Raw genomic sequence first — 19383 nt, 5'->3', positions numbered from 1 at the left:
AAAGGTGACAGCCCGGTGACCGAGAAGGCCGACCTTCAGCCCATCCTCGACCGAGCCGCCGAGGGCGGTCGGATCACCCCGGAGGAGGCCCTCGACCTCTACCGGTCGGCGCCGCTGCACGCACTGGGTGCGGCCGCCGATGCCGTACGCCGACGCCGTTACGCCGGTACGGAGCACATCGCGACGTACATCATCGAGCGCAACATCAACTACACGAACGTGTGCGTCACGGCCTGCAGGTTCTGCGCCTTCTACGCCGCGCCCAAGGACACCGCCAAGGGCTGGTCCCGCGACCTCGACGACATCCTGCGCCGCTGCGCGGAGACCGTCGAACTCGGCGGCACGCAGATCATGTTCCAGGGCGGGCACCACCCGGACTACGGCGTCGAGTACTACGAGGAGCACTTCTCCGCCATCAAGAAGGCGTTCCCGCAGCTCGTCATCCACTCGCTCGGCGCCTCCGAGGTCGAGCACATGGCCCGGATCTCCAAGGTCTCCGTCGAGGAGGCCATCCAGCGCATCCACGCCGCCGGTCTCGACTCCTTCGCGGGAGCGGGCGCCGAGCTGCTGCCGGCCAGGCCGCGCAAGGCGATCGCCCCGCTCAAGGAGTCCGGTGAGCGCTGGCTGGAGATCATGGAGGCCGCGCACCGCCTCGGTGTCGAGTCCACCTCCACCATGCTGATGGGCACCGGCGAGACCAACGCCGAGCGCATCGAGCACCTGCGGATGATCCGCGACGTACAGGACCGGACGGGTGGCTTCCGCGCGTTCATCCCGTACACGTACCAGCCGGAGAACAACCACCTGAAGGGCCAGACGCAGGCGACGCTCTTCGAGTACCTGCGGATGATCGCCATCGCCCGGATCTTCCTCGACAACGTCGCGCACATCCAGGGCTCCTGGCTGACCACCGGCAAGGAGGTCGGCCAGCTGTCGCTGCACTACGGCGCCGACGACCTCGGCTCGATCATGCTGGAGGAGAACGTCGTCTCCTCGGCCGGCGCCAAGCACCGCTCCAACCGGCTGGAGATCATCGACCTGATCCGCAAGGCGGGCCGCGTACCGGCGCAGCGCGCCACGACGTACGAGCACCTCGTCGTCCACGACGACCCGGCGAACGACCCGGTCGACGAGCGGGTGGTCTCGCACATCTCGTCCACGGCGATCGAGGGCGGCACGGCACACCCGGAGCTGAAGCTCCTCAACGCCAACTGAGGCCGCTTTGCTGACCGTTCATGCCGCCGACGCGGTGCACGGCGCCCCGGACGGGGCGGACTCCGTGGCCGTGGACGGCAGTGTGGTCGTCGCCATCGGTACGTACGGGGAGCTGACCGCCGCCCGTCCGCAGGCCCGGATCCGGCGGTGGTCCGGTCTGATCACCCCGGGGCTGCTGAACGCGGGGGCACCGGCGCTGCTGGAGGCCGCCTACCACCCGGATCCGCGCGAGGCGGACGAGCTCGGCGGCGACCCGCTCACCGGTGACGCGCTCACCGCGCTCGGCATGGACGACGCCCGCTGGGGCGCGAGTGCCCGGCGCGGACTGCAACGGATGCTGCGGCACGGCACGACCGCCGTCCGGGGCCCCTTCACCCGCCCCGCCGTGCGCACGGCGGTCGCCCGCTCGGGACTGCGCGTCCATCCTCCGGGACCGGCTCCCGAGCCCGTCTCCCTCGACCCGTTGGCGTCCGTACCGGAGCCGGCCGACGCGTTCGCGGCGGTACTGGCCGTCGGCGCGCCCGCGGATCTTGCGGTGTTCGGCGTACGGGACCTGGCGGCGCTGCGCGCCGAGGGCGCCGGGAGCTGCACGGCGACGGTGCTCGGCGGACGGCTGGTCTTCCGCCGCAGCTGAGGTCTGTCCGGCGTTCAGGGGCGGGCCCGTCACGGTACCGACGGGCCGCCCAGGTAATGCCCCTTGGCGTCGTACGGCCAGGGGTTCGAGACGCACCCCTTCAGCCCGTAGATCTGCTGCATCATCGCGGGGGCGGGGCGGCCCTTGCCCGGGCAGGTCTTGTGGCCGTGGCCCAGCCAGTGTCCGACCTCGTGGTTGATGATGAGCGCCCGGTAGTCGGCGAGCGGGCCGTGGAATTCGGGTGATCCCTGCTGCCAGCGCTTGAGGTTGACCATGACGTCGGCGCCGACCCGGCAGTTGACCTCGCCGTGGGTGTCGAGGCCGCTCCGCCCGCAGATGGCGTCGGTGGTCTTGGGGGTGGCGATACGGATGACCAGTCCCGCCGGACCGCCGGTCACCTGGCGGAAGGTGTGCTCGCCGTGGTGCGACCAGCCCCGTGGCGCGGCCAGGATGCGGGCGATCTCGGCGGCGGCACGGTCGGGGTCGACGCCCGAACCGTCCTCCACCTCGACCCGGTAGGCGTTGCCCTTGCGAGTGTCCGAGGTGTCCGAGGCGCCCGCGCGAGCGACGGTGAACCTCCCGATGTGCGACGCGCTCCCGGACGCGGTCGGCGCGGCCGCCTTCCCGTCGCCACCGGCGCTCCACCGCGGCCCCACCACTGCGGCGGCGCAGATCAGCGCCGCCGGGACGACGGTGGCGACGATCAGCCGGCTGCGGCGGCGCGCACCTTGTGCGGACATCTGGGCCCCCTGGCTCCTGGTGACTCGGTGCTCCCCTCTGTACTGACTGCCGATGGACCCAATTGGTTCAGTCCACCCGGGGCCGACTCGCGACCGGCGCGGAGCACCGCAGACCGGGCTGCTTGAATGGGTGGGTGACCCGAGCCTCCTTGGACAAGCAGCCGCACGAAGTCGCCACGATGTTCGACGACGTGGCGGCGAACTACGACCTCACCAACGATGTGCTGTCGCTCGGCCAGGCCCGGCTGTGGCGCAAGGAGGTCGCGAAGGCGGTGCACGCCCGACCCGCGGAGAAGGTCCTCGACCTGGCCGCGGGCACGGCGACGTCCTCGCTGCCCTTCGCCGCGACGGGCGCGTACGTCGTGCCCTGCGACTTCTCCCTCGGCATGCTGCAGGAGGGCAAGAAGCGCAACTCCTGGCTCCCCTTCACCGCGGGCGACGCCACCAGGCTGCCGTTCCGCGACGAGACCTTCGACGCGGTGACGATCTCCTTCGGGCTGCGCAACGTCCAGGACACGGATGCGGCGCTGCGCGAGCTGTACCGGGTGACGAAGCCGGGCGGCCGGGTGGTGATCTGCGAGTTCTCGCAGCCGACCTGGGCGCCGTTCCGCACGGTGTACACCGAGTACCTGATGCGGGCGCTGCCGCCGGTCGCGCGCGCGGTGTCGTCCAACCCCGACGCGTACGTCTATCTCGCCGAGTCCATCCGCGCCTGGCCCGACCAGGCCGGGCTCGCGGCCAAGCTCCAGCGGGCCGGCTGGTCGAAGGTCGCCTGGCGCAATCTCACCGGTGGTGTGGTGGCGCTGCACCGGGGCGTACGCCCCTGAAGCAACGCTCCGGTGACTCCCGTTGACGGGAACCGGGCGGTTTCGGCATCGCCCCGTCCGTCCGGTCCCTCAACGACATCGACCGGCCCCCGCCGTCACGGAGTCAGCCCCAGCCGGAAGCAGACCACTTCCTGGCCCTGCCGCGGAGTCGTGAAACTCTCCGCCCGCTCCATCCCCAGCCGCCGGGCCACGGCGATCGACCGCTCGTTGCGCGGGTCGATCGTCGCCACCACCCCCTCCACCCCGGCGGCGCGCAGCCGTTCCAGGGTGAGGCGCGCGGCGGCGGTGGCGTAACCCCTGCCCCAGGCCGAGCGGGCCAGCCGCCAGCCGATCTCGATCTCGCCCACCGGGCCGTACTCGGTCTGCGGCCAGGGCTGGGCGCCGGTGAAACCGGCCACGTCGCCGTCCTCGCCGAGCACCGTCCACAGGCAGTAGCCCAGCTCGGCGTCGAGTCGGCGCTGGCGGGCGGTCCACTCCTCGTACATCGAAATCTCCTCCGACGTCCCGCCGAAGAACTCCATCACCTCGGGGTCGTCGAACGCGCGGTGCCAGGACAGCGCGTCCTCGTCGGTGGGGACGCGCAACTGTACGGAGGGAGCGGCGGAAGGCACGGTCGACATCGGGGAGCCCTTCGGAAGATCGATCAGCAGGCCCCCATAGACTGCACGGGACAGGTGCCGCGCGGCACGCGATTTCGAGTCTTCGGGAGATCCGACCGTGACCGAGCAGCCCCTCTCCGAACACAGCGCGGATGTGATCGTCGTCGGGGCAGGCCCGGCCGGCTCCACGACCGCCTACTACCTCGCCAAGGCCGGACTGGACGTTCTGCTCCTGGAGAAGACGGCCTTCCCCCGGGAGAAGGTCTGTGGCGACGGACTCACCCCGCGCGCCACCAAGCAGCTCGTCTCCATGGGCATCGACATCTCCGAAGAGGCCGGCTGGCTGCGCAACAAGGGCCTGCGCATCATCGGCGGCGGCGTCCGCCTCCAGCTGGACTGGCCCGATCTCGCCTCGTACCCGGACTACGGACTGGTCCGCAAGCGCGACGACTTCGACGAGCAACTGGCCCGCCAGGCGCAGAAGGCCGGCGCGCGGCTGTACGAGCGCTGCAATGTCGGCGCCCCGATCGTCGACGACCGTACCGGCCGCATCACCGGCGTCAACGCGAAGCTCGGCGAGGAGAAGACCCCGGTCACCTTCCACGCCCCGCTCGTCGTCGCCGCCGACGGCAACTCCACCCGGCTGTCGCTCGCCATGGGCCTGCACCGCCGCGAGGACCGCCCGATGGGCGTGGCCGTGCGTACGTACTTCACCTCGCCCCGCCACGACGACGACTACCTGGAGTCCTGGCTGGAGCTGTGGGACCGCCGAGGCCCCCAGGACCGGCTGCTGCCCGGCTACGGCTGGATCTTCGGTATGGGCGACGGCACGTCCAACGTCGGCCTCGGCATCCTCAACTCCTCCTCCGCATTCAAGGAGCTGGACTGGCGCGAGGTCCTCAAGGCGTGGTGCGCGTCGATGCCGGAGGACTGGGGCTACACCCCGGAGAACATGACGACGCCGATCCGCGGTGCCGCCCTCCCGATGGCCTTCAACCGCCAGCCGCACTACACCAAGGGCCTGCTGCTGGTCGGTGACGCGGGCGGCATGGTCAACCCGTTCAACGGCGAAGGCATCGCGTACGCCATGGAGTCGGGCCAGATCGCCGCGGACGTCATCGTCCAGGCCCACGCCCGCGCGACCCCGGCCCAGCGTGAACTGGCGCTGAACAACTACCCGAAGGTGCTCAAGGAGACCTACGGCGGCTACTACACGATGGGCCGCGCCTTCGTGAAGCTGATCGGCAACCCGAAGGTCATGAAGGTCGCCACCCAGCGCGGCCTGACGCACCCCCTGCTGATGAAGTTCACCCTGAAGATGCTCGCCAACCTCACCGACCCCACGGGCGGCGACGCGATGGACCGCATCATCAACGGCCTCTCGAAGGTGGCCCCGAAGGCCTGAACCGCCCCCGGACCGGCCACGGCCGCGCTCAGTCGGTGAGTGCGGCCGTGGCCGGTCCTTTTGATGTACGTATGCCCATGGAGGAGCAGTTGTTGCTCCGTGGGCGTCGGCGGTCGCCGTGGTGATTCGGCGCCGACGCAGCGCCCATCCGCAAACCGCACCACTGGCATCCGGTCAACTTCCTTACAACAAAGCCGCGTTCATCCCGCGGGTGCCGCAAGGACCTGCCGGCCTGCACGGCACCGACGCGCATGGCGCACGGTGACGGCTTCGAGCCACGTGCCCGAGCGGCCGGCGAGCCGGGCTCGATGACGGTGCGCGTAGGTACGGATACTCAGGGCCGGTTTGAGTGATCGTGCGGACACGACGCAGCGCACCCCGTGCGTAACGTCTGTGTCGGCAATCTCAGCGAGCACAACAGACGCAACTGGGGCGCTTACCCGGGCGTCGCCCGGGTCACGGGGGAGGGCACGCGCATGGCGTGGGACGAGTGGGAACAGCTCAAGGCGCAGGCCGTCGAGCGGCACACCACCCATACGCAGATCAACAGCGTTCGGGGGGAAGGTGGTTACGCCGAGCCGTCCGGCAGCGGGGGCGGTACCGGCACGCTCAAGCACAAGGGCGGCCCGTGGACGCAGGCGGCCGGCACGGCGGATGGTCTCCAGACCAGCACGATCAGCGCAAAGGTTGACCTGCGCAGAGCTCACGACGGCACTGTCGGCGGTCTGGCCGGGCTGTCCAGCCTGGGAGCACTCAAGTCTGTGCTCACCTCCTGGGACGAACGCCTCGGTCGTGTCCGTGAGGAGTGCAGTTCTCTGGAGCCGAAGCTGCGGCAGGTGGCCGTGGAGCTCGCCGAAGTGGATGCCGAGGTGGGGGCCAGGGCGAAGGCGGTCGCGGTGCCGGGCACGAGGAGGGGCGAGTAGACCATGGCCACAGCATCCGGGCTGACATGGCAGCGGCTCCGCGACCTCGAACTGTCAGAACTGACCGATGCCGCCGACGGCTGGCGCGCCGCTTCCGCGTTCGCCGATGCTGCTCGCGAACGCGTCGACGGCGACATGAGCGGCAAGCTCACCAAGACCCAGGACAGCGAGTCCGCCCGAGCAGCCGTCAAGCGGTTGAAGCGACTGAGCGAGAACTACCACTACGTCCGCACCGAGACCGGCCTCGTCCGAGGCGCCCTCGACGGGCTCGCCAGTGAACTCGGCACCCCACAGCGTCGGCTGCGCGATGCCCTCGGCGACGCCGCTTCTCTCGGATACGCCGTCAACGACAACGGCAGCATCGACTACCCGGCCGGTGGTAAGAACGAGATGACGGGCGACACGATCCCCGGCGGCTCCGTCATGGGCAACAACGGCCTCATCGGCGCCGGGAACCCGGGGCTGTACCGCGATGCCAACGGCATGTTGGACCCCGCTCTGGGCCCGGGTGGCCCCGTGCTGAAGAGTCCCAATCCGCACCGTGCCAAGGCCCAGGACGTCGCCGACCGCCTCGCCCATGCCTTGCGGGAAGCACGCGAGATCGATGAGCGGTACAGCTCGGCACTCAACAAGCTCAAGGCAGCCCCGGGCCTCACGGTCGACACCAAGACGTGGGCGGACGTGGCCTCGGACGCCGATGCGGTGAGCCAAGCCGCCCACAACTACTTGGAGAAGCGCCTTCCGCTCGACAAGTCGCCCGCGGAACGCAAGGAGTGGTGGGACCACCTCGGCAAGGAGCAGCGTGAAGAGTACATCTCCGCGTTTCCGGAGCTGATCGGGAACTTGGACGGGATTCCGGCGCCGGCACGCGATGAGGCAAACCGCGAAAATCTTCAGCTGCTCATCGGGCAACTCGACGTGAAGCACGATGACGCTTCCCGAGACATGCTGGGTGGTCTGAAGAAGATCCAGGAGAGGCTGGAGAAAGGCGGCAAGTTGCCGATGTACCTGCTGGGCATCGGCGACGAGGGAAACGGCCGCGCGATCATCGCGTATGGCAACCCCGACACCGCCGACAACGTCTCGGCATATGTCCCGGGACTCGGAACCAAGTTGGATGCGGAGTTCGCCGACGGAACGGTCAACCGAGCGCTGCAGACAGCCCGCGGTGCGCAAAGCGCCGACCCGTCCAGCAGAACCTCGTCGATCGTGTGGCTCGGATACGACGCGCCGCAGACGACACCGAGTGATCTGGCCAGCGGTAAAAGCGTGATGTTCACGAACGAGGCCAAGGCGGGAGCCCCTGACTACAACGCGTTCATGGAGGGGATCTCCGCAACGCACGAGGGCGGCGACCCGCACGTCACCGCCATTGGACACTCCTACGGCTCCCTCACGGTCGGGCTCGCAGCTCAGGAGAACGGCGGCATCCCCGGCGCCGATGACATCATCCTGGTCGGAAGTCCCGGCACCGGCGCGGGCAACGCCCAGGACCTCAACGTCGGTAAGGGCCACGTGTTCGTGGGCGCAGCCGACAACGACATCGTCACCAAACTCCCGAACCATGATGAAGCATCTGGCATGGCCTCCGGCGCGGTCGGCGGAGGGTCGGCCGGATTTGTTCTGGGAGCCGGCATGGCCGGCCCGCCGGGAGCGGTTATCGGTGGCGGTGCCGGGGCCATCGTTGGAGGCATCGGCGGCTACATGGCCCAAGACGCACAGACCGACCCAAGTGAGCGTTGGTTCGGTACCGACCCGGCAAGTAAGGATTTCGGAGCCACACGGTTCATGGTGGACGACGGGGCAACCATCGTGGAAGACCGCGGAGAGATGTCGGCGCATTCGAATTACTTCAACCCGGTGAAAGACCAGGCATCGGCTGACAATATTGCCAATATTGTGGTTGGTAATTCCGACAGGATCACCTTGGAGACGCCTCGATGAGGATTTTGGGAGCCGTGGTGCTGGTGGTTGGAGCGCTGCTCCTGACCGGATGCGGCGCATCAGGCGACTCGACTGGGCGGGAGGTAAAGATGAACATGCAGGAGGCGGCGGTTCGGGCGGACGAAATCCTCGACGGGACATTCGCCGCCATCAAGCCGCCGGTGCATTGGACGCACGATGAGTCGGTTGAAGGGGGATGTGACGTACAAAGGAGTCGAGCGGTCATGACGATTATCTCGGAGGAACGTCGGGGGAGCTTCCTGGGGGTGATCGAGCGCTACTGGGAGAGTCAGGGATACAAGCAGCTCGCAGTGAACAACTCGAAGAGTCCGGCCATATACTACAGGACGCCCGACGGATTCAATGTGCGCGTTCTTGTCGGTAGTAACGGGCAAGCCTTTTTTGAAGTTGCGACGCCTTGTGTGAATGCTTCCAAGGTGTCGCCGCCGAAGGCGGAGACGGTTGGCCCGAACTATGCCGGAAAGGAGATCCCTTTCCCTGACGTCAGGTCGGATTTCTGGTCCGTGAAGAGCTCTCCCTCTTCTCGTACGTGACTCTTCGGCGGGGTATCGGCTTCCGTATGTGACATCCCAGCCCATGCATGCTCAGAGGCGCGTTGTAGTCGGTCGCGCCGCTCCGGGCGACGCCTGTCAGCGGCAGCTTGCTTGTGTGTAGTGCCGGGCCAGTGTGTGGTTCGAATTATTTCAACCCGGGGAAAGATCAGGCCTCGGTCGGCAATATTGCCAAGATTGTGGTTGGGGAGTCTGAAAAGATCACCTTGGAGACGCCTTGATGAGGGTTTTGAGGGCGGTGGTGCTGGTGGCTGGGGCGCTGCTCCTGGCTGGATGCAGCGTTTCAGGAGATCCGACTGGGCGGGAGGTAAAGATGAACATGCAGGAGGCGGCGGTGCGAGCGGATGAGATCCTCGACGGGACATTCGTCGCCATCAAGCCACCGGTGCATTGGACGCATGGGCAGTCGACCCAAGGTGGATGTGATGTACAAAGGCGCCGGGCGGTCATGACGATTATCTCGGAGGAACGTCGGGGGAGCTTCCTGGGGGTGATCGAGCGTTACTGGGAGAGCCAGGGATACAAGCAACTCTCGGTGAATAATTCGGATATGCCGGCCATGTACTACAGGACGCCCGACGGATTCAATGTGCGCGTCCTTGTCGGCAGTAACGGGCAAGCATTTTTTGAAGTTGCGACGCCTTGTGTGAACGCTTCCAAGGTGTCTCCGCCGAAGGCGGAGACGGTTGGCCCGAACTATGCCGGAAAGGAGACCCCCGTTCCTGATGTCAGGTCGGATTTCTGGTCCGTGAAGAGCTCTCCCTCTTCTCGTGCGTGACTCTTCGGCGGGGTATCGGCTTCCGTATGTGACATCTCGGCCCATACATGCTCAGAGGCACGTTGTAGTCGGTCGCGCTGCTCCGGACGACGCCCGTCAGCGGCGACCCGCGCGTCCGTAGCACCGAGCCAGGGCGTGAAAGGCCTGCTTCGGTTCCCAGTGCCAGTCGGACTCCGGGTCGTCGAACCGGTCCTTGATCGGCTTCACCACGGCGTAGCTCGCCATGTCCAGGTCGTAGCGCGGGACGGGTGAGTGCGGGGCATCGGAGGTGACGAACTCGAAGGCCATCGCGGCGTACAGGCCCATCTCCTCGAATACGCCGAGGAGCTCGGTGAGATAGGCGGCCTGGGTGCGCTCGCTCGATCGAGGTGACGGGTGACGGCGTCGACCGCGATCGTGTAGCAGACGCCTCGATGTGTCAGGCCCTTGCTGTTCCCGCGCCCGCCCCGCCGGCCGGTCGTGGCCGCTGAGGCGGGAGCGCCGGCCGGGAACGGTCCGGTGGCCGCCGCGGCCCCGATCGCCCCCGCCCCGGCCAGGAATCTCGCCCGGCTGATTCCTCCACTGTGCTCGTCGCGATGCACCCTGACTCCCCGGTTGGTCGGCGGTTCGCGTGTCGCCGCCAGTCTGCCGAGCGGGTGCGGGGGCGAGCGTCCCCCGAAAGTCTGCGGGTGCGCGACCAAGGGGTGAACCGGGCGCAGGGAGCGGCTACTTAGGTCGCGGCGCCCGGCGAGCAGAGCACCGTGGTCACCTGGTCGGCACCCGGCGTTCCTCGCCGGCCTCGGTGCGCTTCCCGCCCGTGGCGACCACGCGGCCCCGGGGCCTGCGCGGCAGCAGTCGGCGGGTGAGGCCGGATTCGTAGCGGGGCTGGAGCAGCAGGATCAGGCCCACCGCGCAGACGAACGCGACCCCGAAGAGCATCCAGGACTTGGCGCCCCGCGCCGAGTAGGCCACGATCCCGAACGAGAACAGCGCCGACCAGAAGTACATGAGCAGCACGGCCCGGCGGTGCGAGTGGCCGAGCTGGAGCAGGCGGTGGTGGAGGTGGCCCTTGTCGGCGGCGAAAGGGGACATTCCGTTCCACGTACGCCTTATGACGGCGAGCACGAGGTCCGCGACGGGCAGTGCGATGACGGACAGCGGCAGCATCAGCGGAATGTAGACCGGCACCATCGCGGCCGACCCGGACCTGCCGTCCACCGACTGGCTGAGAAGGCTCGGGTCGACCTCACCCGTCACGGAGACCGCGCATCCGGCGATGAGCAGGCCGAGCAGCATCGAGCCCGAGTCACCCATGAAGATCCGGGCCGGATGCGAGTTGTGGACCAGGAAGCCGAGGCACATGCCCGCCAGGATCGCGGAGATCAGCGTGGTGGACGCGGCGGCCTCGATCCCGTAGCCGTACCAGAGCCGGTACGCGTACAGGAAGAACGCCGTCGCCGCGATGCCCACCGTGCCGGCGGCCAGCCCGTCGAGCCCGTCGACGAAGTTGACCGCGTTGATCGAGACGACGATCAGCCCCACGGTCAGCAGCGTGCCCTGCCAGTCGGAGAGGTAGATCCCGTCGGTGCCCGGCACCGGAAGCCAGAGAATCGTCAGTCCCTGGAACGCCATCACCCCGGCGGCGAGCACCTGGCCGCCGAGCTTGACCAGCGAGTCGACCCCCCATTTGTCGTCCAGGACACCCAGGATCCAGATGAGCGCGGCGCCGGACAGCAGCGCCCGCGGCGTCGAGCTCTGGGTGAAGATCTCCTCCAGGTGCGGCAGGTGGGAGGCGACCAGCAGTCCGGCCACCAGCCCGCCGAACATGGCCACGCCGCCGAGGCGCGGAGTGGGCTCACGATGGACGTCCCGCGCCCGGATCTCGGGCATCGCGCCGACGGAGATCGCGAACTTCCGTACGGGGCCGGTCAGGAGATGGGTCACGGCCGCCGTGATGAACAGCATGAGCAAGTAGTCCCGCACGGGCGGCCTCACATTCCGGCCCAGCGGGCCGATACCTGAGCCCGATCGATGCCCTCGCTGTGCCCCGGCGAGCCTAACTCATACGGATTTCTGTGCGACGGGGAGCGGGGCGGGACGGTGGTGGGTGCGGGGCGCGGTTGCCGCACTCGAAGACGGGGTGGTTCACCCTCGCTGCCCCCGGACGCTGAGGCGCCCCGCCCCGCACGCAGGGTGCGAGGCCCTCATCCGCTGCCCTGCCGGGAGAGAACCCGGGCACCTTCATGGCGCACAGCCAGCTGAACGGGCACGGTGCGAGAGCCTTGCGCGACAACGGCCCTCGGGGAGTTCTTCTCCCGTACGACGAGCAGCCCTGCCAGCACCAGCAGTACCCAGAGCACCGGACCGAGCGGGTTTCCGGGGGAAACGAACCCCTGCGCGGCAAGTCCGAGGAGGCCGCCTGCGGAAAGCACGGCTGCGAGAACGACCTTGCCGAGGCTCATATCCGACGCCGCACCGGAACGGCGACGGAATTCGAACCGGCCGAAAATTCTGGTGAAGCACACCAGGAAGATTCCCGAAACGCCGACCCATAGCGGTGCCACCGCGAACCACATCGGGCTACCGGGCGTCGGTGTCGCGAAGCCGAGTCCGACCATTGCGATTCCCGCTGTCATCACGAGCGCGGGCATGTGCCAGAGGTACAGGGTCATGAAGCGGGTTCCGCACCACTGCAGGAAGGCGGTGGCCAGTGGACGTTCGGCGAACCGCGTTATTGCCGGCTTGAGCGTCAGCCAGAGTCCGAGCTGGCCGATCGTCAGCGACATCATCACCGCGGTCGGAGGGCTCATGTTGGAGACCGGGGCCCCGGGCATTCCGATCATGGATGCCGGGTAGGGCCCGAAGAACACAGCGGCCGCGGTGAGTCCGAAGCCGACAGCGGCCAGACCCGACGATGCCCGCGCGTTCCGCATGCGTAGGCCGCCGTCGGCGTAGTGGAAGCCGAACTGGTGGGCTGCCAGCCAGACGAACAGGGCGTTCAGGAAGCCGATCGCGGGGCTGACCTCGAAGCGCAGTACATCGACGACCAGGGCACAGATGGCGAGTACGCCGATCACACGCCATCCGTACCGGCGGAACCACCTGAACATCACGGGCGTGAGCGCGACCACGAGCACGTAGACGGCGAGGAACCAGAGCAGCTGCCCGGCTATCCTGCCCGCCATCAGCACCGGTTGCTGAGGCACCCCCGCGCCGATCAACGCGTGGGGCAGCAGCAGCCACACGGCTGTCAGGGGTATGACCGGCACCAGGAGACGCGCAATTCTGCTCCGGAGCCAGGTACGCACCGATTTCGCCGATCGGAACGAGAAGAAATTGGCGGCTCCGCCGGCGAAGAACACCATGGGCATGACCTGCGTCAGCCATGTGACAATCCACCAGCCGGGACTCGCAAGAGCGTTTCCGGTGCTCAAATGCCCATTCTCATAAGCCAGTACGGGCATGAGCCAGTGCTGGGAAATCACGGCCAGCACGCATAGTGCTCTGATGACGTCTATGAATGAATCGCGACCGCGATCGGGCGAATGAGCGTGCGTTTGCTGCATGCAATCATCATGCAGTCAGCAGGCGATACGGACAGTGAAGTGGCCCCCCGAATTCATTGGGGGGCCAGCACTGCGTGCCATGGTGGGGTTCTCCCCACCGGGCCACGCTGTGGTTCACCCTCTCCGCCCCCGGACGCCGAGGCGTCCCGAACCTGTCCCCGTCACGACCGTCACGACCACCCCAAGAGCCGCGGTCGCTCCGCCGAGCAGCATGACCGCCGAGACGGACATGTGGTCGAGGACGGCCCCGCCCGCCAGGGCGCCGATGGCGAGGGTCGCCTGGAAGGACGTGGTGAAGAGGACGGACGCCGCTTCGGGCGCGTCGGGGGCGGCCCTGGCGAACCTCGCCTGCGAGCAGACCGGTACCGCACCGTAGGCGACCCCCCAGACGACCAGCAGCGCGACGGCTCCGGCCTCCCACCTGCCCAGGACCGGGAGCAGCGCGGTCGCAGCGGCGATCATTCCCGCGGCGAGGCAGACCGCGGTGCGCGGACGGCGTGACACAAGTGAGCCGCCGACGAAGTTGCCGACGATGCCGGCGGTGCCGTAGACGAGCAGGAACACCGTGATCAGCGCCGGTTCGGCGCGGGTGACCTGTTCCAGAAAGGGGGCTACGTAGGTATACGTGGAGAAGTGGGACAGGACGATGAGGAAGGTGAGGAGCAGTGCGAACCGGGTGTCCGTCCGGCCGAGCACGGTACGCAGCACGCTCACGCGGGTGACCTGCGTCGGGGGCAGGGCCGGAATCACCAGGAGCATCAGGGCCAGTACGCCCACGGTCAGCACCCCCATGACCACGAATGCCGTTCGCCAGCCGGCCAGGCCGCCGATGAACGTACCGGCGGGGACGCCGAGCACGGAGCCCAGCGGGACCGCCGAGAAGATCACCGCTGTTGCCCGGCCGGCCGATGCCGGCGGGACCAGCCGCCCGGCCAGTCCGGCCCCGATGGACCAGAAGCCGCCGATGGTGACCCCGACCATCACCCGGGAGACCAGGACGAGGCGGTAGTCCGTCGCGGCGGCGGTGAGGAAGTCGGCCAGGGCCAGCAGGAGCATGAAGGCGCAGAGCATCACACGCCGGTCGACGCGGGCCGTAGCCATGGTGACCAAGGGGGCCGAGACCGCTGCGAGGAGTCCGGGCATGGTCATCATCAGGCCCGCCGTGCCGTCCGAGACGGCGAAGTCGGACCCGATCGACGTCAGCAGACCGATGGGCAGGATCTCGGTGGTGACGATCGAGAAGATGCCCAGCATCACGGAGACGACGGCGAGCCGGCCGCGCAAGGGGGCGGGGGGTGGGGCGGCGGCTTGTTCGGGGGGAGTGGTGGCTGCGGCCGTCATGGCGGGTGCCGTCCTGTGCTCGGTGACGAAAGGGCTGTTCGCCCCAGTTCACAAGCGGCGGTGGACGGTGTCCGGCAGGTTCGCGACGTCAACGACGCCCGCCGGGGGTGATGTCGCATTTCAGCGGGTCCGTGGCGGTCCGGGGCCGGAAACGGCGAAGGGCCGTCACTCCCGAGCGGGGGAGTGACGGCCCTTCGCCGCGCGCCGCGAAGGCGCTTGTGAATCCGAGAACTCGCCGGACCCGGTGGACTTGGCGGATTCCGCGGAATTAGAGAACGCGGACCGCGCCCGACGGCGGGTCGTAGGAGAGCGGACGCTGCACCACACCGGTGCTGGAGTTCTGCGCGCCGACGAACTGGCCGCCGCCCACGTAGATCCCGACGTGGTACGCGCTGCCCGCGCCGCCCCAGTACAGGATGTCGCCCGGCTGGAGGTTGCTCAGGGAGACCTGGGTGCCCGCGGTCGACTGGGCCTGCGAGACGCGCGGCAGGTCGACGCCGACGGAACGGAACGCGGCCTGGACGAGGCCGGAGCAGTCCCACGAGTTGGGGCCGGTGCCGCCGGACACGTACGCGTCGCCGACCTGGGCCTGCGCGAAGGCGATGACGGACGCGGCGGAGCCGGTCGCGCTCGACGACGAGGAGGAGGAGGCCGAGGCCACGGCGGTGGAGCCGGAGGTCGCGCTGAGCGTCGTACGGGCGGTGGAGCGGGAAGCGCGCTCGGCGGCCTCCGCCTTGGCCTTGGCGGCCGCCTCCGCCTTCTTCTTGGCCTCTGCCTTGCGGACTGCCTCGGCCTTGGCCTTCTTGGCGGTCTTGGCAGCGGTGGCGGCTGCGGCGTCCTCCTGGGCCTGCGTCTGCAGGTCCTGGGCGACCTGCTGCGTGGCCTGAGCGGACGCGGCGACGGCGGTGGAGAGCCCGGCGGTGATGGTGGGCATCTCGATGGTCTGGGTCACCGGCTCGGCCTGGGCCGGACCGGCAGCGCCTGCGACCGCGATGGTGCTGAGGACGCCACCGGCAACTCCGGCCCGCAGCGCCGTCTTCGGCGCGTTTCGGCGGGGCTTCCGGTGGCTGGGTATGTGAGCGGTGTGGGACATGAGTACTAGCGCTATCAGGGCTCCGGGGCTCCCATCAAGAAACGTGTGTTGCGACACAGTTACGTCCGGAATCTGTGAATCCGCTTTCCGGCGGCCCTTATTGACGCCGTAACGGGCAAACCGGGCAGGCTTGATTACCGCTGTGATCACGGACTTTCGGCAATACGCCCGAATTGCCCGTCGCTTACCATCCGTTCACGCCGATGGCCAAGCCCGCTTTTATTGAAGCCTGAATGGAGTGACGCAGGTCACAGCGTGGCTGCGGTGTGGGGGATGTGGGGGCGCCTGGCGTCCGAGGCGGCTCCGGATCCCGGGTGGCCGTCCATTCATCCGGAAGATCGTGAATGCGTGCACACGTCCACTTCGCTCCCCGGGGGCCCCTCGCGCGGGTGAGCCCAGAGTGGGGCAGATCCCCTTATCACTCTCAGGCCGTCCATTGCCAATTTGCCTGAGCGGGTATCTGATTGTTAGTGCAACACCTCCCTGACCAGCGCAGACAACATCGAATGTCACGTCTCGTGATCGCTCGGCCGCTTTGCGTACGAAGATCACCGCTCAGGTGGCTTCGTAACCCTTCGCCGGGTGGTGGAGATCACAAACTCGTTGTAGTACCCCGTGTCGCAGATCACAGGATGGCGGGCATAGGATGCGGGGCAGTCGGGCTTGTGAACTGCCTCACATGTGCACGATCTTGGTGGGGTGGCGAGCCGAATCGCCCGATGCGGTCCAACGGTCAAGGACGACTGGAAGGAGCGAGGAGCGTGAATGCCTACGCGCCCATCCTCGTGCTCGGCGCCCTCGGGGCAGGGTTTGCGATCTTCTCCGTGGTCATGGCCACGCTTATCGGCCCGAAGCGGTACAACCGAGCAAAGCTCGAAGCGTACGAGTGCGGTATCGAACCCACCCCCACTCCAGCCGGAGGCGGCCGCTTCCCCATCAAGTACTACCTGACGGCGATGCTCTTCATCGTCTTCGACATCGAGATCGTCTTCCTCTATCCCTGGGCGGTCACCTTCGACGCCCTGGGGATCTTCGGGCTCGTGGAGATGCTGCTCTTCGTGCTCACCGTCTTCGTCGCCTACGCGTATGTATGGCGTCGCGGCGGCCTGGAATGGGACTGAGGGGCTGAGGGGCACACCATGGGACTCGAAGAGAAGCTGCCCAGCGGCTTCGTGCTGACCACTGTCGAGCAGGCCGCCGGCTGGGTGCGGAAGTCCTCCGTCTTCCCTGCCACCTTCGGCCTCGCCTGCTGCGCCATCGAGATGATGACGACCGGAGCCGGGCGTTATGACCTGGCCCGTTTCGGGATGGAGGTCTTCCGCGGATCGCCGCGACAGGCGGATCTGATGATCGTGGCAGGGCGGGTCAGCCAGAAGATGGCGCCCGTCCTGCGGCAGGTCTATGACCAGATGCCGAACCCCAAGTGGGTCATCTCCATGGGGGTTTGCGCATCATCGGGCGGGATGTTCAACAATTACGCCATTGTTCAAGGTGTTGATCATATTGTCCCGGTTGATATCTATTTGCCGGGCTGCCCGCCGCGGCCCGAGATGCTGATGGACGCGATCCTCAAGCTCCACCAGAAGATCCAGAGCTCCAAGCTCGGGGTCAACGCGGAGGAGGCCGCCCGCGAGGCGGAGGACGCGGCGCTCAAGGCACTGCCCCTGATCGAGATGAAGGGGCTCCTGCGGTGAGTGAGAACCAGAACCACGACGAGCAGAACAACAGCGGCGTGCCCGCGCCGCGCGACGAGACCGGCGAGGTCATCGGCGTACGCAAGGGCATGTTCGGCGCCAACAACGGCGGCGACACCTCCGGCTACGGCGGCCTCGTCCGCACGGTGGCGCTGCCGGGCGCCACGTCCCGCCCGTACGGCGGCTGGTTCGACGAGGTGGCCGACGAGCTCGAAGGGGCCCTGGAGGAACAGGACCTGCTTCCCGGGAACGCCATCGAGAAGACCGTCGTCGACCGCGCGGAACTCACCTTCCACATCGCCCGGGAGCACCTCGTCCGGGTCGCCCGGACCCTGCGCGACGACCCGGCGCTGCGCTTCGAGCTCTGTACGGGGGTGAGCGGCGTCCACTTCCTCGGCGACAAGGGCCGGGAACTGCACGCCGTCTACCACCTGCGCTCGATCACGCACGGCCGGCTGATCCGCCTGGAGGTGTCGGCCCCGGACGACGATCCGCACATCCCGTCCCTCGTCGAGGTCTACCCGACCAACGACTGGCACGAGCGTGAGGCATACGACTTCTTCGGGCTCATCTTCGACGGGCACCCCGCCCTCACCCGGATCATGATGCCGGACGACTGGCAGGGCTTCCCGCAGCGCAAGGACTACCCGCTCGGTGGCATCGCCGTCGAGTACAAGGGCGCCCAGATCCCGGCTCCGGACCAGCGGAGGTCGTACTCCTGATGACTACTCCCCATGCAACGCCCAGGGCGACGACCGAGGGGACTGTATATACAGTCACCGGCGGTGACTGGGACGAGGTCGTCGAGTCGGCGGTCAAGTCCGACGACGAGCGCATCATCGTCAACATGGGCCCCCAGCACCCGTCCACGCACGGGGTGCTGCGGCTGATCCTGGAGATCGACGGCGAGACCGTCACCGAGGCCCGCTGCGGCATCGGCTACCTCCACACCGGCATCGAGAAGAACCTCGAATTCCGGAACTGGACCCAGGGCACCACCTTTGTCACGCGCATGGATTACCTGACGCCGTTCTTCAACGAGGCGGCGTACTGCCTGGGTGTCGAGAAGCTCCTCGGCATCGAGGACCAGATCCCCGACCGGGCCACCGTCCTGCGCGTGCTCCTGATGGAGCTCAACCGGATCTCCTCGCACCTGGTGTGCATCGCCACCGGCGGCATGGAGCTCGGCGCCACCACGATCATGATCTACGGCTTCCGTGATCGTGAACTCGTTCTCGACCTCTTCGAGCTGATCACCGGCCTGCGGATGAACCATGCGTTCATCCGGCCCGGCGGACTCGCCCAGGACCTGCCGCCCGGCGCGATCGACCAGCTGCGCGAGTTCGTGAAGACCATGAAGAAGAACCTGCCGGAGTACGACAAGCTCGCCACCGGCAACCCGATCTTCAAGGCCCGTATGCAGGACGTCGGCTATCTCGACCTGACCGGCTGCATGGCACTCGGCGCCACCGGCCCGATCCTGCGCTCCGCCGGACTCCCGCACGACCTGCGCAAGACGGACCCCTACTGCGGATACGAGAACTACGAGTTCGACGTCCCCACCGCCGACAGCTGCGACGCCTACGGCCGCTTCCTCATCCGGCTCGAGGAGATGCGCCAGTCGCTGCGGATCGTCGAGCAGTGCATCGACCGGCTCGCCCCCGGACCGGTGATGGTCGCCGACAAGAAGATCGCCTGGCCGGCGCAGCTGGCGCTCGGTCCGGACGGACTCGGCAACTCGCTCGACCACATCAAGAAGATCATGGGCACCTCCATGGAGGCCCTGATCCACCACTTCAAGCTGGTGACCGAGGGCTTCCGCGTCCCGGCCGGACAGACGTACACCGCCGTCGAGTCGCCCAAGGGCGAGCTCGGCGTCCATGTCGTCTCGGACGGCGGCACCCGCCCCTACCGGGTCCACTTCCGCGACCCGTCCTTCACCAATCTGCAGGCCATGGCGGCGATGTGCGAGGGCGGCCAGGTCGCCGACGTCATCGTCGCCGTCGCGTCCATCGACCCCGTGATGGGAGGCGTCGACCGGTGACCGAAACACGTCAGGAAGTCAGTCTGGGG

The 19383-nt window shown here is 67.8% G+C and carries 18 protein-coding genes and 1 pseudogene; 12 read left to right on the top strand and 7 right to left on the bottom strand.

The genetic code is table 11. The features are described from left to right. Positions 1-15: 15 nt before the first annotated feature. The gene (mqnC, locus tag OG609_RS17095) at positions 16-1215 is read left to right on the top strand and encodes a cyclic dehypoxanthinyl futalosine synthase (RefSeq protein ID WP_114246010.1); all 1200 of its coding nucleotides are present in this window, start codon (positions 16-18) and stop codon (positions 1213-1215) included. Between the two features lie 7 nt (positions 1216-1222). Beyond that, positions 1223-1849: a hypothetical protein gene (locus OG609_RS17090; RefSeq protein WP_327273603.1), complete on the top strand. Its 627-nt coding sequence runs from the start codon at positions 1223-1225 to the stop codon at positions 1847-1849. A gap of 29 nt (positions 1850-1878) precedes the next feature. Here OG609_RS17090 and OG609_RS17085 read toward each other — a convergent pair whose 3' ends face one another. Further along, complete coding sequence (locus OG609_RS17085; RefSeq protein WP_327273602.1) at positions 1879-2589, bottom strand: DUF3152 domain-containing protein; 711 nt, start codon at positions 2587-2589, stop codon at positions 1879-1881. Between the two features lie 134 nt (positions 2590-2723). Here OG609_RS17085 and OG609_RS17080 point away from each other — a divergent pair, with 134 nt between their 5' ends. Beyond that, positions 2724-3416, top strand: a complete 693-nt coding sequence (locus tag OG609_RS17080) for a demethylmenaquinone methyltransferase (protein ID WP_327273601.1) — start codon at positions 2724-2726, stop codon at positions 3414-3416. Between the two features lie 95 nt (positions 3417-3511). Here the strand turns inward: OG609_RS17080 and OG609_RS17075 are convergent, their stop codons facing one another. After that, positions 3512-4036 carry a GNAT family N-acetyltransferase gene (locus OG609_RS17075; protein ID WP_327273600.1) on the bottom strand — a complete coding sequence of 175 codons (525 nt, stop codon included), beginning with the start codon at positions 4034-4036 and terminating at the stop codon, positions 3512-3514. A gap of 97 nt (positions 4037-4133) precedes the next feature. Between OG609_RS17075 and OG609_RS17070 the strand changes: the two genes are divergently transcribed. From OG609_RS17070 to OG609_RS17050, 5 genes are all read left to right on the top strand, one after another. After that, positions 4134-5420 (top strand): geranylgeranyl reductase family protein, encoded by a 1287-nt coding sequence (locus OG609_RS17070; RefSeq protein WP_072485638.1) that lies wholly within the window; start codon positions 4134-4136, stop codon positions 5418-5420. Between the two features lie 476 nt (positions 5421-5896). After that, positions 5897-6343, top strand: a complete 447-nt coding sequence (locus OG609_RS17065; protein WP_327273599.1) for an amino acid ABC transporter permease — start codon at positions 5897-5899, stop codon at positions 6341-6343. A 3-nt stretch (positions 6344-6346) separates the two neighbouring features. Continuing rightward, a complete protein-coding gene (locus OG609_RS17060) occupies positions 6347-8287 on the top strand; it encodes an alpha/beta hydrolase (protein WP_327273598.1) in 1941 nt (646 codons plus the stop codon). Positions 8288-8301: 14 nt separating this feature from the next. Further along, on the top strand, positions 8302-8841 hold the full coding sequence (locus OG609_RS17055; protein ID WP_327273597.1) for a hypothetical protein: 540 nt from the start codon (positions 8302-8304) through the stop codon (positions 8839-8841). Positions 8842-9172: 331 nt separating this feature from the next. After that, positions 9173-9637: a hypothetical protein gene (locus OG609_RS17050; RefSeq protein ID WP_327273596.1), complete on the top strand. Its 465-nt coding sequence runs from the start codon at positions 9173-9175 to the stop codon at positions 9635-9637. A 96-nt stretch (positions 9638-9733) separates the two neighbouring features. On the opposite strand, the pseudogene OG609_RS17045 reads toward OG609_RS17050, so the two are convergent. The 5 genes and pseudogenes from OG609_RS17045 to OG609_RS17025 form a co-directional block, all read right to left on the bottom strand. Beyond that, positions 9734-9997 (bottom strand): annotated as a pseudogene (locus tag OG609_RS17045) (abortive phage infection protein); the annotation flags it as partial. Positions 9998-10381: 384 nt separating this feature from the next. Further along, positions 10382-11599, bottom strand: coding sequence for an MraY family glycosyltransferase (locus tag OG609_RS17040; protein WP_382900976.1), 1218 nt, complete (start codon positions 11597-11599; stop codon positions 10382-10384). A gap of 221 nt (positions 11600-11820) precedes the next feature. Continuing rightward, entirely contained in the window at positions 11821-13182 is a 1362-nt protein-coding gene (locus tag OG609_RS17035; protein ID WP_327273594.1) for an acyltransferase family protein, read from the bottom strand. Positions 13183-13296: 114 nt separating this feature from the next. Next, positions 13297-14523: an MFS transporter gene (locus OG609_RS17030; RefSeq protein ID WP_327273593.1), complete on the bottom strand. Its 1227-nt coding sequence runs from the start codon at positions 14521-14523 to the stop codon at positions 13297-13299. 268 nt (positions 14524-14791) lie between these two features. Further along, positions 14792-15616, bottom strand: a complete 825-nt coding sequence (locus tag OG609_RS17025) for a C40 family peptidase (RefSeq protein WP_327273592.1) — start codon at positions 15614-15616, stop codon at positions 14792-14794. Between the two features lie 761 nt (positions 15617-16377). Here OG609_RS17025 and OG609_RS17020 point away from each other — a divergent pair. From OG609_RS17020 to OG609_RS17005, 4 genes are read left to right on the top strand one after another with little or no spacing between them, the layout of a single operon-like run. Further along, a complete protein-coding gene (locus OG609_RS17020) occupies positions 16378-16737 on the top strand; it encodes an NADH-quinone oxidoreductase subunit A (protein ID WP_003992243.1) in 360 nt (119 codons plus the stop codon). 18 nt (positions 16738-16755) lie between these two features. After that, positions 16756-17310: a NuoB/complex I 20 kDa subunit family protein gene (locus OG609_RS17015; RefSeq protein ID WP_030975705.1), complete on the top strand. Its 555-nt coding sequence runs from the start codon at positions 16756-16758 to the stop codon at positions 17308-17310. Further along, entirely contained in the window at positions 17307-18032 is a 726-nt protein-coding gene (locus OG609_RS17010) for an NADH-quinone oxidoreductase subunit C (protein ID WP_327273591.1), read from the top strand. The genes OG609_RS17015 and OG609_RS17010 overlap by 4 nt, the downstream gene beginning before the upstream one ends. Beyond that, complete coding sequence (locus OG609_RS17005; RefSeq protein WP_327273590.1) at positions 18032-19354, top strand: NADH-quinone oxidoreductase subunit D; 1323 nt, start codon at positions 18032-18034, stop codon at positions 19352-19354. The genes OG609_RS17010 and OG609_RS17005 overlap by 1 nt, the downstream gene beginning before the upstream one ends. Positions 19355-19383: the final 29 nt, after the last annotated feature.

It is taken from the genome of Streptomyces sp. NBC_01224, from assembly GCF_036002945.1.
Taxonomy (GTDB): domain Bacteria; phylum Actinomycetota; class Actinomycetes; order Streptomycetales; family Streptomycetaceae; genus Streptomyces.
This window is presented reverse-complemented; position numbering and strand designations above follow the sequence as displayed.

Excerpts from the sequence above, each read along its gene's own strand:
- OG609_RS17050 (WP_327273596.1), top strand. The coding sequence starts at position 9,173 with ATGAACATGCAGGAGGCGGCGGTGCGAGCGGATGAGATCCTCGACGGG.
- OG609_RS17035 (WP_327273594.1), bottom strand. The coding sequence starts at position 13,182 with ATGCAGCAAACGCACGCTCATTCGCCCGATCGCGGTCGCGATTCATTC.
- OG609_RS17085 (WP_327273602.1), bottom strand. The coding sequence starts at position 2,589 with ATGTCCGCACAAGGTGCGCGCCGCCGCAGCCGGCTGATCGTCGCCACC.
- OG609_RS17025 (WP_327273592.1), bottom strand. The coding sequence starts at position 15,616 with ATGTCCCACACCGCTCACATACCCAGCCACCGGAAGCCCCGCCGAAAC.
- OG609_RS17005 (WP_327273590.1), top strand. The coding sequence starts at position 18,032 with ATGACTACTCCCCATGCAACGCCCAGGGCGACGACCGAGGGGACTGTA.
- OG609_RS17065 (WP_327273599.1), top strand. The coding sequence starts at position 5,897 with ATGGCGTGGGACGAGTGGGAACAGCTCAAGGCGCAGGCCGTCGAGCGG.
- OG609_RS17030 (WP_327273593.1), bottom strand. The coding sequence starts at position 14,523 with ATGACGGCCGCAGCCACCACTCCCCCCGAACAAGCCGCCGCCCCACCC.
- OG609_RS17060 (WP_327273598.1), top strand. The coding sequence starts at position 6,347 with ATGGCCACAGCATCCGGGCTGACATGGCAGCGGCTCCGCGACCTCGAA.
- OG609_RS17015 (WP_030975705.1), top strand. The coding sequence starts at position 16,756 with ATGGGACTCGAAGAGAAGCTGCCCAGCGGCTTCGTGCTGACCACTGTC.
- OG609_RS17075 (WP_327273600.1), bottom strand. The coding sequence starts at position 4,036 with ATGTCGACCGTGCCTTCCGCCGCTCCCTCCGTACAGTTGCGCGTCCCC.